Annotated in this window: 12 protein-coding genes; 3 read left to right on the forward strand and 9 right to left on the reverse strand. The window is 72.1% G+C overall.

What is annotated here, in order from left to right; translation table 11 throughout:
• Position 1 precedes the first annotated feature (1 nt).
• A complete protein-coding gene (locus QSK00_RS06435; RefSeq protein WP_285588752.1) occupies positions 2–1,336 on the reverse strand; it encodes a right-handed parallel beta-helix repeat-containing protein in 1,335 nt (444 codons plus the stop codon).
• Between the two features lie 101 nt (positions 1,337–1,437).
• Between QSK00_RS06435 and QSK00_RS06440 the strand changes: the two genes are divergently transcribed.
• On the forward strand, positions 1,438–2,793 hold the full coding sequence (locus tag QSK00_RS06440; protein WP_285588754.1) for a hypothetical protein: 1,356 nt from the start codon (positions 1,438–1,440) through the stop codon (positions 2,791–2,793).
• 290 nt (positions 2,794–3,083) lie between these two features.
• On the opposite strand, the gene QSK00_RS06445 is transcribed toward QSK00_RS06440, so the two are convergent.
• The 6 genes from QSK00_RS06445 to QSK00_RS06470 all read right to left on the reverse strand — a co-directional run bounded on the left by QSK00_RS06445 (position 3,084) and on the right by QSK00_RS06470 (position 8,957).
• On the reverse strand, positions 3,084–4,370 hold the full coding sequence (locus tag QSK00_RS06445; protein ID WP_285588756.1) for a hypothetical protein: 1,287 nt from the start codon (positions 4,368–4,370) through the stop codon (positions 3,084–3,086).
• Positions 4,371–4,436: 66 nt separating this feature from the next.
• Positions 4,437–4,694 (reverse strand): hypothetical protein, encoded by a 258-nt coding sequence (locus QSK00_RS06450; RefSeq protein WP_285588760.1) that lies wholly within the window; start codon positions 4,692–4,694, stop codon positions 4,437–4,439.
• Positions 4,695–4,902: 208 nt separating this feature from the next.
• Positions 4,903–5,823: a hypothetical protein gene (locus QSK00_RS06455; RefSeq protein ID WP_285588761.1), complete on the reverse strand. Its 921-nt coding sequence runs from the start codon at positions 5,821–5,823 to the stop codon at positions 4,903–4,905.
• Positions 5,824–6,085: 262 nt separating this feature from the next.
• Complete coding sequence (locus QSK00_RS06460) at positions 6,086–6,949, reverse strand: hypothetical protein (RefSeq protein WP_285588763.1); 864 nt, start codon at positions 6,947–6,949, stop codon at positions 6,086–6,088.
• Between the two features lie 91 nt (positions 6,950–7,040).
• A complete protein-coding gene (locus tag QSK00_RS06465) occupies positions 7,041–7,568 on the reverse strand; it encodes a hypothetical protein (protein WP_285588765.1) in 528 nt (175 codons plus the stop codon).
• A gap of 198 nt (positions 7,569–7,766) precedes the next feature.
• Complete coding sequence (locus QSK00_RS06470; protein WP_285588767.1) at positions 7,767–8,957, reverse strand: hypothetical protein; 1,191 nt, start codon at positions 8,955–8,957, stop codon at positions 7,767–7,769.
• 303 nt (positions 8,958–9,260) lie between these two features.
• Here QSK00_RS06470 and QSK00_RS06475 point away from each other — a divergent pair, with 303 nt between their 5' ends.
• Complete coding sequence (locus QSK00_RS06475) at positions 9,261–10,979, forward strand: protein kinase domain-containing protein (RefSeq protein ID WP_285588769.1); 1,719 nt, start codon at positions 9,261–9,263, stop codon at positions 10,977–10,979.
• A 63-nt stretch (positions 10,980–11,042) separates the two neighbouring features.
• Here QSK00_RS06475 and QSK00_RS06480 read toward each other — a convergent pair whose 3' ends face one another.
• Positions 11,043–11,432 (reverse strand): type III secretion system chaperone family protein, encoded by a 390-nt coding sequence (locus QSK00_RS06480; RefSeq protein ID WP_285588771.1) that lies wholly within the window; start codon positions 11,430–11,432, stop codon positions 11,043–11,045.
• A 378-nt stretch (positions 11,433–11,810) separates the two neighbouring features.
• Positions 11,811–12,650: a hypothetical protein gene (locus QSK00_RS06485; protein ID WP_285588773.1), complete on the reverse strand. Its 840-nt coding sequence runs from the start codon at positions 12,648–12,650 to the stop codon at positions 11,811–11,813.
• A 293-nt stretch (positions 12,651–12,943) separates the two neighbouring features.
• Between QSK00_RS06485 and QSK00_RS06490 the strand changes: the two genes are divergently transcribed.
• Positions 12,944–13,822: a hypothetical protein gene (locus QSK00_RS06490; protein ID WP_285588776.1), complete on the forward strand. Its 879-nt coding sequence runs from the start codon at positions 12,944–12,946 to the stop codon at positions 13,820–13,822.
• Positions 13,823–13,907: the final 85 nt, after the last annotated feature.

A 13,907-nucleotide genomic window follows, 5' to 3' on the forward strand; every position in this document is an offset into this window, starting at 1 on the left:
CTCAGGGCACCGTGGTGTCGGGCGCCGACCCGTAGGTGGGCGGGACGACGCGGCTCGTCGGGGCCAGGGTGGTCGAGCCCGGGCTGCGGAAGAGCCCGCGCCGCACGCCGTCAACGGTGCCGCACTCCAGCGTCGAGGCGACCAGCGACGCACTCGGGGCGTAGTAGATCGTATCGACGCCGCTCACCCGCGGGTCCCGCACCACGATGCCCTGCAGCACGGCGTCGTCCGCCGCGTAGTTGAGGAAGAACGCCGTCGTCCAGTTGGTGACCGTCGCGTCCTGGACGGTCACGTCGTCGACCGCGCCCGTGAGGAAGGCCGAGCCCCGCGGTGCCTGCCCCGTGGCGGCCGACAGGGTCGCGCGGTCGACGGTGACGCCGGCGCTGTCGGTGTAGAAGCCGGAGCGGGTGGCGTTCCCGATCACCGTGCAGTCGGTGAAGGTGCTCGACACCGGGGTGCCCGACGGCTGGGTCTGGGGGACCACGGCGTAGGCGTCGATGGTGGGGCCCGTGGTGGTGACGGTGCAGTTCTGCACCTGCACCCCGGTGCAGTCGCGCAGCAGGATGCCGGGGTTCTTCGCGGCGACCACCCGGTTGCCCCGGACCACCGTGTTGACGGTGTGGATGCCCGACTCGATGCCGGTGTCACCGACGTCGGAGATCACGTTGTCGAGGATCTGATGGTCGCGCACCGAGGCCCGCGTGGGCGTGGAGCCCGACGACGCCGTCACGAAGATGGCGTTCTGCTCGTCGGTCCCGGCGACGGTGTTCCCGACGATCACCGACGCGTCGGCGCCGGCGTTGCCCACGATCACACCGTTGTCGCGGCAGTTGGTGATCCGGCAGCCCTCGACCCGGGCCCGCGGCCGGCCGTAGACGGCGATGCCGTTGGACGCGCTGTTCTGCAGCTCGAGGCCGGTGACCGTGACGTCGGCGGCGGCGACGCGCAGCACGTCGGAGCGCTCGGACGCCGCGGTGCGGTTGCCGTCGATCGCGCCGCCCGGGAAGCCGCGCACGGTGGCCCCGTCGCCGCGGATCGTCACGAGCACGCCCGACGCCTCGGGTTGGCGCACGATCGTGCCCCGGACGTCGAGACCGACGCCCGCCGGGACGACGATGCCCGCCGTCAGGAAGGTCTGGCCGGCGGGGATCTCGACGGTGCCACCGCCGCTGCGGGCGGTGCGGTCGATGAGGTCCTGCAGGTCGCTGCGGACGGCGACGCCGGAGAGGTCCCGCGACGGGTAGACCGGGCGGGGCGCGGTGGGCGCCGCCGCGGCGCAGGACGTCGCCGCGAGGGCCGAGAGGATCAGCAGCCGTCGGCGGTTCAGCCTGGTCATCGAGTCCTCCGGGCGTGGCACGGGGGCACCCCAGAAACCGACCCGCCCCCCGCGAGTGATCGCATCATGCCCCACCCGGGGTCGTCCAGGGAGTCGATCGCATGACCGTCGGCGTACTCGTCGTGATCGGGCTCCTCCTGGGGTGCGGTTGGATCGCCCTGTGCTGGCGGGCGGCGCACGCGGCGCTGCTGGTGATCCTCGTGGTGCTGATCGTCGGCAGTCACGTGCTCGCCCTGCTGCACACGGCCGGGGTCGAGTCGGGGCCGCTGCGGGCGGCGCTGGCGCTCAAGGACGTGCTGGCCTGGTCGATGCTGCTCGTGCTGGTGCTGCGGGCCGTCGTGACCAAGACCCGGATCGGGCCGGCTCTCCTGGTCGTCGCCGCGGTGGCGGTGATCGTCGGCTTCCTGGTCTTCGGCACGTCCCCGGCTCCGATGAGCCCGCGCCTGGAGTCGATCCGCGGGGCCCTCGTCCCGTTCGTCTCGCTGGGCTGCGCGGCTTTCCTGACGGCGGGTGAGCGTGCCCGTGCCGCGGTCGGGTTCGTCGCGGTGACGGTGCCCGCGGCGGTGTACGCGCTGGTGGAGATGACGCTGCCGTCGTCGTTCCTGCTCAACACGATCGGCGTGGGCCGGTTCTGGGTCGACGTGAAGGGCGTGCCGCTGTTCCTCGATCCCGCGACCGGGCTGCCCGGGAACTTCTTCGTGACGTCGGGCTTCCCCCGGCTGACGGGCACCTTCGGCGACCCGCTCTCCGCGGGGACGATCCTCGCGGCGGCCCTCGTGGTCGCGCTGGTGCACCGGGCGCGCCTGCGGGCGCCGACGCTCTGCGCGGTGATCCTGACCGTCGCGCTGCTGCTGACGTTCACCCGCGGCGGCTGGGTCGTCGCCGCGTTCGGGGTGGTGGCCCTGCTCGTCGTGCGGCTGGGGCCGACGCGGGCGGCCGTGGTGGGGACCGCCGGCGCGGTCGTGGCCGGCGTCGTCGCGCTGGTGGTGACCCCGATCCGCACCTACCTGGCGACGATCCTCGCCGGCCGCGACTCCTCGACCCTCGCCCACCAGGAGGCGCTCTCGGCGGCGGGTCGGCTGCGCTTCACGCTGTGGGGGCAGGGGTGGGGGACCGGCGGGACCGTGGCGCAGAGCAGCTTCGCCGAGGCGGTCACGGCGGAGAGCACGTATGTCGCGCTGTTGACCCAGATCGGCTACGTCGGGACGATCCTGCTCGGGCTGCTCGTGGTGGCCCTCGCGGCGTCCGGTCTGCGGCGCTCGCCGGTCGCGCCCGTCGGGGCGGCGATGCTCGTCGCCCTCGCCGTCGGCGGGATCGTCAGCGAGAATATGCTGACCTTCACCGGCGCGTTCCCGGTGTTCGTGGGGGCGCTCCTGCTGACCGGCGTTCCTGACGAGGGACCGGTGCCGGATCCGGAGCCGGTTCCTGCCGCGGCGCGGGAGGCCGTTCCGGCCTGACGTCGTCGGGCGCCTTCCGCGGAGCCGGGAGCACCGGCTCGCGCATCGCCTCGAGCGCCTGCTCGTCGAGCGTGCCGTGCCGTGCCATCGAGATCCACGGCGCGGCGACCCAGGCAATTCCGGCAGCAATCGCCGCGGCCCCCACAATCACCTTCACCATGCCCCCCGGCAGTTCCCCTTGGCTGAACACCATAGGAGGAACGGTGGAGCCCGACTCGCACGATTTGATGACGATTCGTGAGATCGCCGAAGGAACTCGGTCGAGAGATCCGAAATCCGGCCACCTGACGTCACGGAGAGCAAGAACGTTCGTCAGGGCAGACGGCTCCGGCCCGAAAGATGTTGTCCCGGTGCCAGGCGAAATATCCGTTGCTGGGCGGGCGGAACGCCAGGCAACGCCCTCCGACCACGGGGTCGAGATAGCTTGCGATCGCGGCGTCGGTCATCGCACCCCCCGAGGCGACCACCGTGCCGGTGTCATCGACGCCGAGGAAGCCGACCTCGAACAGCGCGTCACACCCGAAGACGCAGGCAGCCATCGCGATGTTGGTGAGATCGCGCTTCTCGTCCTCGGAGCAGACCGATCGCGGCTTGATGTGCGCAGCTCGGAGGAACTGCACCGGGTACGTCCGTCGGCAGAGTGCGCAGCGGCCGTGGCTGCGGGTGGAGAAGAGCCCGGCGCGCAGTGCGGCCTGCTCTCCCCGTTGCAGGGCGACCGCGGCACGGTCCAGTGGACGGGTGACGTCGAAGAACTCGTTGTAGCCAACGGTGCGCCCGTCGACGTCGGCGTCCGCGCGCGGCCGCCCCAACACGATCTGCCCGCCCACCACCCTGACACCCGGGACGGTCAGGAGCGCTGCCCGGAGTAGCGCGGCCTGCCAGCCTCGACCTGCGGCGACGTCGATGCTCTCTCCCTCACCGAGCTGTGCTAGGGCCTCCTCGAACGGCGTGAGTCCCATCGAGCGGAGCTCCCTGTCGTTCACCGAGACCTGGACCATCGCCGGGCTGACGGCCTGGATACGGAGGAGGAGGCGGCCGTCCCGGTCCCGCAGTTCGAGACCGAGCAGGCGGCGGAGGAGGTCGACAGCGTCCTCGGAGGCTTCGGCCGCCATCGTCGAGTGCCCCCCGCCGAGTGGCTCCCCCCGCTGCACGAGCGCCTCGACGGCCGCGGCCTGCTCGTCGGTGAGCGACGTACCTCCACCCTGCGGATGCCAGTGCACCGAGCCCACTTCTGCTTCGAGCTCGGCGGTGGGGACACGGTCGTCGATGTCGAGCACGCGGTCCCACACCACGTCGACGAAGTGTGCGGTCTCGCCCGCTGCGGCTCGTTCCGCATCCCAGTGCGGCTCGAGCCGGGCGTCGGAGTTGACCCGCCCCATGGCGACGACCCCGGGTCGATCAGCTCCCTGCCGCAGCAGGAACACCCGCTCTCCGAGCTCCACCTTGGTGCGGGAGCCGGTCGACCAGTGGTCCTCGACCGGTTTCGGGTGGGGGCCCGAGGTCTGCTGGACGTGGCGCTTGTACTCATCCCCCTCGTACGCCCACTTCGCCGGATTCCACGTCAGCAGGAAGGTCACGACCGTCTTCTCGTGCCCACGAGCAGGATCGTTAGTCGGCCTGGATAAAAGGGCGCCGAGCGTCCGTCAGTCCTCGAACCGCCGCGGTACCGACCTGTCGACCCCGTGCACGGCGGCCAGGTGGTCGTTCAGCTCCTCGATGGCGGTCTCCTTCGACCGACTCCGGCCGAGGAACGACGAGCCGGCGCGAGGGGACGGCGCGTCAGGACACTGCGGCCAGCTGAAGGGACACTTCGCGTGGTGTTCGCGGTCCATGTAGATGACGCGGATGCGCAGGACGTCGTCGTGCGACCCGACCGGGGACTGCTTCTTCCTGCCGAACACGGTTCTCTCCGCTCTCAGTTGCGCCAGCCCTGGCCGCGGCACGCGGGGCATTCCCGCTTTCCCCGGCAGGTCGGGCAGTTGACGGGGATGACGCCGCCCTTGGTGCCGACACCGTTGCAGTTCGGACAGATTCCCTTGCCGGTACAGACACGGCAGGTGGCCATCGACAGTCCTTCGAGGTCGTGGGAGTGAGGTCGGAATCCGCGTCTCAACGGGGCGCGGGAAGCGGGCGTGCGTCAGGCTGGGCGATGCCCTTCATGTTCCATTCGCCCGCGGTCGCGAGCGGCGTGCCCGGAGATCCGCCGAGGAACCCGCCGGACTCGAGGAGGATCGCGGAATAGCGCTCGTAGAAGTCCTGGATGTGGGGCACGGAGTCGCGGTCCCACTGGGCGATCGCGTTGAGGACGTTCTGGGGCCAGGCGTGCATGTCGGCGGTCGGGTATCCGGCGCGCCGCACGAACGTCACCCAGTCCCGGTGGGTGCCCATCCCCTCGATGAATTGACGGGCCTTCGCCGAGAAGAGGATGCCGAGCCTCTCCTGGGTGGCGAACACGTTGTGCGGGGTCGCGGGGAAGCCGGCCTGCTGGAGGACACGGACCGCGTAGTCGGTGTCGAGCTGCGGGGCCCCGAACTCGGCCCGGGGGACCGGCAGCACCGGCGACGGCGTTGTCGGCGGCGCCGGGGGAGCGGACGGCGTCGGCACGTACGCGGAGTTCGACGGACCGGGCTTCGTGTTCGACGAGGGGAAGGGAGCCTTCGCCGTCGGGCCCACCTGCACCGCCGGGCCGGTCGGGAACGTCGGAGCGCTCGCCGGTGCCGGCATGGGGTCGATCCGGGCGTGGCGGCCGGACGGCGTCGGGTCGACGAGCGGCGCCGACTTCTGCTGGGTCGCGGTACGCGGACTCGTCGGGACGATCGGCGCGGCCGGGGCCCTGGACGCAGCCGCGGTCGTCGGCACGGCCGGACGTCGGTAGGTCCCCGGCTCGGGGCGGCCCAGCCAGAGCCAGAGGCCGAGGTTGATGGGCCAGAGCATGGACTTGATCAGGCACCAGCCCAGGCGCGCCCACAGCTCGGGCCCTTCGATGGGGCGCCCGCCGCGGGCTTCGACGCGTCGACGGACAGCGCGCATCCCACGACTGAACGTGACGATGCAGGACACGATGTACCCCGCGAGGTACAGCAGCCCGAGAAAACCGAGGAACTCCACGAACACTCCAGGAAAGAGAACGGCTGAGGTCGGCGCGACCCGTCGTGCGGCCGCGAACAGTGATATCGGATCGAGATCCGAAGACCAGTGATTCCGGTCTATGGGGGTTCCGACCTGCGACGACGGGTTACGGCCGCCGTCGCAGGCCGGTCTACGGGACTCGTCCGCCGCGTAACGCGGTCGGTCAGCAGGCTGGGACGCCCGGGACGACCGCGTTGGCGTTCTGGCGGTCGTCGACGAAGTGGGCGTTCAGCCAGCCGACGTTCGGTCGGCCTGGAGCGTTCGGGCGGGTGAGATTCGCGCTGTAGTACCAGAGTCGGTTCCCGAACCGACCGATCGATTCGCCCCAGCCGTAGCAGCGGAGCTGGACCCGGTCGTTCTGGTAGACGCCGTAGCCGCCCAGGCGCGGCCCGGAGGCGGCGGGGTTGTCGCGGAACCAGACGCCGTCCGGCGGGGTCTCCGAGGTGTTCATGACCGTGAAGACCGGCTGGTTCGACACCGGAGGAGTGGGCGGCGGCGGGGTGGAGGCCGCGATCCCGGGCGGCATCATCCAGCCGAGATAGTTGTATGCGCCGGCGCGGTCCGCGAGGCCGAAGGTGTGCACCCCAGGGACCGTGCGCTCGTAGCTCGAGATGACCTGTCGGTTGCCCAGCGACAGTGCGACGTGGCCCGCGCCGTTCCAGCGGGTCGGGCCCCAGAAGACGAACGCTCCACGCGGCGGGTTGGCATCACCTCGGTGCTGGAACTGCGGGAAGTGGTTCCAGAAGTCGACGGCGGTGGTGTTGCCATTGGTGGACATCCCGCCGCGGGTGTCGGTGCCGGCCCCGAGCCGGTAGGCGTCGTAGACGAACTTCAGGCACAGCCCGTCATAGGCCCGCGAGCCGGCCTGGCTCTGCGCCCACCTGACGGCCCGGTTCACGGCGTCGGCGGGTGCGGCCTGCGCCGGTGCCGTCTGCGAGGTGGCGGTGAGGAACAGGAGCGGCCCGCCGACGAGGACGAGAACGGTGGCCACGAGGGCGGCGAGCCGGCGGCGACAGGACCCGCGCACACCGCATCGACCGGCGAATTCTGAGGACACGGAGAATCCCGATTCTCGAGGGGCGGAAGGCCCAATGCCATTCCGCCGTCGAGAAGGAACGTTAGGAAGACCGGACGCGCCGACCCATCCCCGAGCTCGGGGGTGGCGACGCGGATCGTGAGGACCCGCGGGCGAGTGCGAGCCGCACGGTGGGCGCGTCGAGCCCGGAGCTTGGGGCGATTCCCGACGACGGGTCCGCGAACCAGCGCCGGGACCCCTCCGGCCCCCAGAGCAGGACCAGGAGGACCGCCTTGGCCGGCAGGGCGACCACGACCAGGCCGATGGCGTCGAGACCGAAGGCACCGGCCAGGGCGACCGCGCCCGCGAGGTCCAGCACGTGCAGCGTCGTGAGCGTCGAACGGACCGACCGTCGTCCGGCTCCGATGCCGCGGAAGGCCCAGATGCCGACGGCGGCGCTCACGAGCAGCAACACCGAGAAGAGCACCAGCCACCGCGACAGGGCGGTGATCGTCGCCCCGGCGCCGTCGTCGTCGCCCGCGCGGGAGATGGCGTCCCCGAAGCGCGACCCGACGAAGGCGAACGCGAAGCCGCCGAGCGCCCACGCAGCGTCTCCGATGCCCCCGAGCACGATCAGGACCCGCGCGGCGGTGATGGCCCCGGGTCGATGCAGCGGGGTCGGAGTAGGAAGGACCGCGCCCGGAGGAAGCCCGGCCGGAGCCGGATGAGGAGCAGCGGGGACGCGCTCCGACGGGCGGAGACCGCACTGGCCGCACCAGCCGTCTCCCGGTGCGGCGACGACCCGGCACCGCGGGCAGGCCGACATCGATCAGGCCGGCTGGCCGTCGCGGCGGGTGTGCCGCCCGAGTGCGATCGGTGCGGTGATGGGATCGTCGGAGGCCGGGGCGGCCGCGACCGTGTCCTCCGGAGCCGCCTGTCGGCGGGTGTCCGGAGCCGGCAGCGGGCCCGACCGCGGGCCGGGTGTCATGGGCCGCGCGTTCGACAGGGGTGCGCCCCAGGCCGCCGACGAGAACGAGGACGGTGCACCCGGGGCAGGCCCCCACGGTGCTGCCGGAGGCGAGAACGGTGGGGCCGCGGGAGCCGACTGCCTCGGGACAGGTGTCCCGGTGGCGGGGACCAGGGCGATCGCCTTCCGGTGCCACTCGTCCACGGCGGGGAGGGGGACGTCGCCGAAGTGGAGACGGGCGTCGGTCGGCACCCACAGCGGTGCGACGACCGCCGCGTGCACCACGAGCCCCACCAGCAGGGCACCCGCGCTGCCCGAGCCCGCGGCGGAGATGAGCAGGAGGAACGCGTCGATGCCCGCGACGACCGACACGGCCAACCGCGCACCGCGATTCCCCGAGCCCAGGGCCCGGACCGTCCAGAACCAGAAGGCCGCGATCCCGAGGGTCGGCACGGCCAGCGCGATCATCGCGCCGCCGAAGGCCCCGAACAGCCCACCGACCAGCATCGTCGCCGAAGAACCGCCGGAGGAGGCGGCGCTCGAGCCGAGCGCGACGGTCCCGCCGACGAGCATGGACAGTCCGATCAGGGCAGCGATCGATCCGAGCACCCCGGCGACGATCCGCACCAGCGCGACCGACACCGGTCCGCTGCCGGTGTGCCCGAAGGGACCGGTGAAGAAGGCCCGGGCCGACGGGCTGAGGACCAGCGTGCCGGCGGCGGCCACGCACGCCAGTGCGATGAGCACCCAGCCCGCCGTGGTCGCGAAGCCCATCGCGAGGGCGAGCAGACCGACGGCGGTGACGACCGCGAGGGCCCGGGCGACGCGGCTACCGCGGTAGAGCCGGTGGGCGAGCAGGCCGAGGCCGACCGCGATCAGCATGGGTGGCAGGAGGAGGAAGAGCCCGGCTCCCTGCACGACGGCGACGAGCAACGTCAACACGGCCGAGCCGGCGAAGGTGCCGATGACGGCCCACAGCGGACCGGGGACGGCCTTGGCGCGGGCGCTCTCCGTGCCGATGCCGAGCACGGTGCCGGCCTGTCCACCCTGCACCCGGGCCCGGTGGCGGCACTCGCTGCACCACTGACCCAGGGCCGGGCCCCGCCCGCACTCTCGACACCGCTCCATCTCGTCCCCCTCGTCCGCACCGCATCCCCCGTGCGGTCGGCTATCCGATCGCCCTGTCGGGTCCGGGCGTTAGCACCTTCGGTGCACGAAGGTCAGTTCAGCCATCCCCGAGCCCGGGGATGGCGGGCTCCTCCGGACCGGATTCCGGAGGTGCAACATCCGGCGTCCTCGCGGCGATGACGACACGACGGTGCGGGACGCGCCGTCGTGGGCGGGGGGAGAACGAACGTGACCACTGCGCTGGGGGCGCCGGACGCGCCGCAGGCGATGCCGCCGGGATTCGTCGTCGGGCGGCTCCTGGGGCGCGGCGGGTCGGGCACGGTGTACGAGGCACGGCAGGTGTCCACCGGACGCACGATCGCGCTCAAGATTCTCGACCTCGACGCGGTGGGACCTGAGGTCCTGCGACGCTTCGGGCGCGAGCGCGCGGCGATGGGGGAGCTCGCCGGCCACCCGCACATCGTGTCGATCATCGACGCCGGGATGCACGCGGGACGCCCGTGGCTCGCGATGGACCTGTACCAGGGAGGCTCGCTCGCCCAGGTCGAGCGCCCGATCGATCCGTCGCAGGCGCTCTCGCTGCTGCACACGATCGGCGCGGCCCTGACCGCGGCGCACCACCGCGGGGTGCTGCACTGCGACGTCAAGCCGGGCAACGTGCTGATCAGTGCGTACGGGCAGCCTGCTCTGTCCGACTTCGGGATCGCGCGGATCGCGCTCGAGAGCCAGGGCTCGCGCATCGGCGGTTACACGCTCGACCACGTGCCGCCGGAGATCCTCCGCGGCGACCGGCCCACCGACCGCGGCGACGTGTACTCCCTCGCCACGACGCTCTTCCAGCTCCTCGAGGGCCGACCGCCCTTCCGGACCGCTGACGACGTGTCTGCCGTCAGCGTCATGCGTCGCATCGAGTCCGAGTCGCTCCCGGCCTTCACCCGCCGCGACCTGCCGCGGGGGATGGCCGAGCTCATCGTCGGGATGACGGCCAAGGACCCGACGGTCCGGCCCACCGCGGCCGACGTCTCGACGCGGGCTGCGGACATCGCGGGTCACGCGAACCTGCCGTTGACCTCGGCGCTCCCGGTTCCGGCGCGCCCCCAGGCACAGGTGGCCACGGTCGGGCCCGCGGTCTCCAACCCGCCACCCCCGCGGTACGGCCGGACCGGCCCGCCGTCGACCGCACCTCGGACCACCTCGTCCGACGCCGATGACGCCCCGACCAACGCGTTGCGTCAGGAGTCGCTGCACCGCGCGACGGCGGCAGCCGCACCACAGGGCGCCGCACCACCGCGGCGTCGGCGGTGGGGACGCATCCTCGGCGGTCTCGCCGCGCTGGTCGTCCTCGCGATGATCGGGGGCGGCATCGTGACGTGGAAGCTCATGCCGACCATCCAGTCGATGACCGGGACCGCGCCGACGGCGGCACCGACCACGACTGTTGCTGCGGCTCCGACGCCGGCCGCGCCCACCGTCGCCCCCGCAGCGCCGACGGCCGCACCGGCTGCGAGCGGGGTGCCGCCGCTCTACCTCGCGCAGGTGGAGGAGAACAGCTCCTCGTACAACCTGACCAAGCAGGGCTACGGCATCAGCGGCCAGTTCTACCCGCTGAGCATCAATGTCAGCAGCCCCATCACCAGCGACTCCTACGCCATCGACTACCTGCTCAACCGGCAGTACCGGTCGTTCAGCACGGTCTTCGGTGTGGCCGACGAGTACAGCGAGCTCAAGGAGTCCGGCGCCGTGCCGGCGACCTGCAGCGTGCAGGTGCTGCTCGACGATCGGCCGGTGGTCCCCCTCCGGAGCGCCAGGCGCAACGCGCCCATCACCTTGACCAACGTCGACGTCAGTGGCGGCACACGGCTGAGGTTGGTCGTGAGTCAGACCGGATCCGGTGGCGGGGCGAGCCCGTACCCCTGCACCTTCGGCAACCCCATGGTCAGCGGCTGAGCCCGCGAAGCACGACGAAGGCCCCGCGCCCGGGTGGACGCGGGGCCTTCGTCGTCGTGCTCGTCAGTGCGCGTCGACGAAGCTGACGCGGCGCTCGAGTTCGTCGGCCGATCCCGCGATGGCGTGCAGCGGGTACTCGAACTCCTCCACGCTCATGTCCTCGAGCGGGACGGCGTGGCGGAGGGTCACCATCCCGCCGACCAGGGACAGGCCGCCGCACACGAGCTTCTCGACCTCACGGAGCAGGACGACCAGGTCGACCTTGCGGAGCTCGCCGATCGGCGACTCGACGGTCGCGAAGCCCGCGCCCCCGTTGTTCTCTGCATAGCGCACGTAGATGAACTGACTGCGCCCGTCCTGGAAGTGGAAGAGCATCTTCACGAAGTCACCGTTGTCGGTGTCGACGCGGTAGTTGCCGTGCAGGTAGTTCCGCACATCGGTCCAGGTGGCCATGTCAGTTCCGCCATCCCTTGCCGTCGCAGGCCGCGCAGTGGCCCTTGCCGCGGCAGGAGCTACAGCTCGACGAGATGACACCGCCGTGCTTGCCGCTGCCGTGACAGATCGCGCAGACGCGGTGCCCGTTGCAGACGCGACAGGTCGCCATGAATTCCTCCCGGGGTGAATGGTCGATCGACGGCGAGCGTGACCGACCCGTGATCCGGCGGGCAGGCCTTTTGGTCTACGGGCGAGAACGGTTCCCCGGAACCGGAGGAACCGGTCTACGGAACCCGTCCGCCGCGTAACGCGGAGGCCCGGACCCGCCGTCGGGAAGGAACGCTAGGAGGAAGGGCGTGGCGGTCCCATCCCCGAGCTCGGGGATGGGATTCGGGCTCAGAGGTAGGTGCGGGGATCTGCCCGTACGTCGACCATCGCCTCGGCCGCCGCGGCCTCGATCATGCGGACGCCGAGCCACCGACCGTCGCGGAGCCGGGCCAGGTAGTCGGTCGCCCCACCGTCCCGCCGGACCTGGTCGTCGGCGATCTCGGAGTAGGCGTAGCGCCATACCTGGGGTCGGCTGTCGCGCGGCGACCAGCCGGCGAGCCACAGGCGGTCGTGGGTCATCGCGAACACGACGCTGCCCAGCACGTCGTTCGACGGGCTCAACCAGGCTCCTTCGGCCGCGCCCATGATCGCGGTGCGGTTGCTGTGCGCGTCGGTGAGGGCACGGTCGAGGACGTCGGAGACCGCCGAGTTCCGCCGCAGCGCCTCCTCGGCGAACAGGCGGCGCTTCGCCGCGCCCGAGGGGTACGGCACCCGCCCGCCGAAGCGGGGCTGCAGGTCGGCGGCCTGTTCCTGCGCGGTGTTCCCGACGATCGGCAGGATGTCCGGCACGTCTTCCGGCGGCACCCAATGGTCGAACGTCCGGGTCTCGAAGTCGAGGTCGAAGCCGTCGCCCTCGGCATAGAGGTAGAGGGAGCCGAGCTTGAACATGGTCGCCTCTAGGGCGACGTGCCGGAACAGCGCGGGACCCTCGGCGAGGTCCTGGAGGATCGGCGCGCGCATCGTGACCAGCGTGAGGTCGCCGACCGGCTCCGACGTCACGGCCACGTGCGTGGTGCCGAACGGCACGATGATCACGCCGACGGGGTTGACGTAGACGCCCTCGAACCGGCCGCGGAGCGCAGACGCGACCGCCGCGCCGAAGGGGCCGTTGGCCGGGGGAGTGGTCACAGGGCCTCCGCACGCTCGGGGATCGGGTCGGTCAGCCCGTCGGGCCGGACGGTCTATTCGTTAGCGGCCGGTGTCACGTCCGGCGCTCGTCCGGCGATGAGCACCCCGAGCGGACCGTGCGGTTCGTTCCTCGGGGGGAGACGGGAATGGCGAGCGACGCGACAGGGATGAGCTGTCGGACCTGCGGAGAGACAGCACAGGCCGGTCGGAGATTCTGCACGCGATGCGGCTCGGCCCTCCCCGCTGCGGCCCCGAGCCCACCTCCGGTCACCCGTGCCGCCCCACCATCTGCGATGGCCGCGCCTCCCAGGCCGCCGTCGGGCAGCTTCCCGACCGGCCCGTCGTCCGGCAGCTTCCCGGCCGGCCCGCCACCCGGTGCGTTCCCGGCCGGGCCGCCTGCGGGACGCTTCCCGAGCGGTCCGGCCGCATCGTCGCCGTTCCCCGCCGCTCCCGGGCCCGGTACGCCCTTCCCGACGACGGCCGCCCCGGCGCCTGCCCGGCCCACGCAGGAGTGGCCCGGGTTCGCGCCGTCGCCGCAGCGCCGGACGCTGCAGGAGGCCACGCCGTCGACCCCCGGGGTCGCCGCGGCAACCGGAGGGTTCGGCGCCGGCGCCATCATCACGGCCGTCGTCGCAGTGGTGGCGATCGTCGTCGTCATCCTGGTCGTCATGTCACGCTCGGGCTCGACCTCCGCACCGGTCGCCTCCGGCACGGCCGGGACCGCAGCCGGGTCAGAGGCCTCCTCGGCGGTGTCCGCCGCGGCCGCGCCCTCTACCGAGCTGCCGGCCGACCCGGCCGCGCAGCTGCAGGCCCTCGCCGCGCAGGACTCCTCGACGGTCGAGGGGATGGTCGGTTCGTGGATCCCGCAGCTGTCGTCCAAGCGACCGGGGCTCGTTGCTGAGGGGAAGACCTGGGACGAGTCCGACATCCTCGCCGAGTACCGCTCCCTCCAGGCGACCTATCCGAGCGCGCGCCTCCTCTGGACCGGCGACTTCGCGAACTACCGGGGCCGGAACTTCTGGGCGACCGTGGTGGGCCAGCCGATGCCGACCGCTGCGGCCGCCAACGCCTGGTGCGACTCGCAGGGACTCGACGCCGACCACTGCTACGCGGTGCGGCTGACGCACACCGGGGGTCCGGACGGCAACTCCGTCCAGCGGCCGCACCGATGACGCCGCGCCCGAGCGCGCTCCGTGTTGCGCGGCCTGCGGGGCGTCCGACGACCGTCGCTCGTCGTTCTGCGTCCAATGCGGATCG

The organism is Actinomycetospora sp. NBRC 106378, from assembly GCF_030269685.1.
GTDB lineage: Bacteria > Actinomycetota > Actinomycetes > Mycobacteriales > Pseudonocardiaceae > Actinomycetospora.

Excerpts from the sequence above, each read along its gene's own strand:
- QSK00_RS06480 (WP_285588771.1), bottom strand. The coding sequence starts at position 11,432 with ATGGCCACCTGGACCGATGTGCGGAACTACCTGCACGGCAACTACCGC.
- QSK00_RS06435 (WP_285588752.1), bottom strand. The coding sequence starts at position 1,336 with ATGACCAGGCTGAACCGCCGACGGCTGCTGATCCTCTCGGCCCTCGCG.
- QSK00_RS06490 (WP_285588776.1), top strand. The coding sequence starts at position 12,944 with ATGGCCGCGCCTCCCAGGCCGCCGTCGGGCAGCTTCCCGACCGGCCCG.
- QSK00_RS06455 (WP_285588761.1), bottom strand. The coding sequence starts at position 5,823 with ATGCGCGCTGTCCGTCGACGCGTCGAAGCCCGCGGCGGGCGCCCCATC.
- QSK00_RS06440 (WP_285588754.1), top strand. The coding sequence starts at position 1,438 with ATGACCGTCGGCGTACTCGTCGTGATCGGGCTCCTCCTGGGGTGCGGT.